Here is a 746-nt window from a genome sequence, read left to right as displayed (position 1 = left end):
GGGGTCGGGACCAGCAGGTTGGTCTCGCCGAAGCCGCGGGCGGTGATCTGGTTGCGGGGGATGCCCAGGCGAACCAGCTCGGCAGCCACGTTGTTCGCGCGGCGGATCGACAGGCCCATGTTGTACTGCGCCGAACCCGAGGTGTCGGTGTAGCCATTGACCTCGAGGCGGGTGACCTGCTGCGTGCGCGACGCCTGCGCCGCTTCCGCGATGATCTGGCGGGCGCGGTCCGTCAGGTTGTCGCGGTTCCAGTCGAAGAACACCAGGAAGGTGCGGGCCGGGGCCGGGGCCGGCTGCGCGACCACGACCGGGGCGGCGGCGCGGCCGAAGTTGTAGCGAACGCCGAACAGGATCGACCAGTTGTAGTTGTCGGTCTGGAACTTGATCGCTTCGCGCTCGTTGATCGTCACGCCGTTGATCGTGCCGTTGGCATTGGCGCGGCCATCGATGTCGTCGCCCGTCGTGCCCATGAAGCGGCCTTCGACGGCCAGCGTCAGGCCGGGGACCGCGTCGATCGGGAAGCCGACGCCGAGGATGGCCTGGTAGCCGAAGGAGCCGTTGGTGCCGCCGGCGGTGACCTGGCCGGCATTACCGTTGCTGGCGCGGTAGTTGAAGCCAACGCTGTCGTAGTCGTTCCAGATGTAGCCGGCGCCGACGCCGACATAGGGAACCACCGGGCCGAGCACGAAGTCATACAGCACGTTGGCCATCAGGCCGTAGCTGCGGACGGTGCCGGTCGTGCGGGG

The 746-nt window shown here is 68.2% G+C and carries 1 protein-coding gene; it reads right to left on the bottom strand.

Annotated features, from left to right (window positions below; genetic code table 11):
* Positions 1–746: OmpA family protein (locus GXW78_RS27695; protein ID WP_211872152.1), on the bottom strand; the 746-nt coding region annotated here is incomplete at both ends.

It is taken from the genome of Neoroseomonas terrae, assembly GCF_018129025.1.
Taxonomy (GTDB): Bacteria; Pseudomonadota; Alphaproteobacteria; order Acetobacterales; family Acetobacteraceae; genus Neoroseomonas; species Neoroseomonas terrae.
Note: the sequence above shows the minus strand (reverse complement) of the source record. Positions and strands in the feature narration are given on the sequence as shown.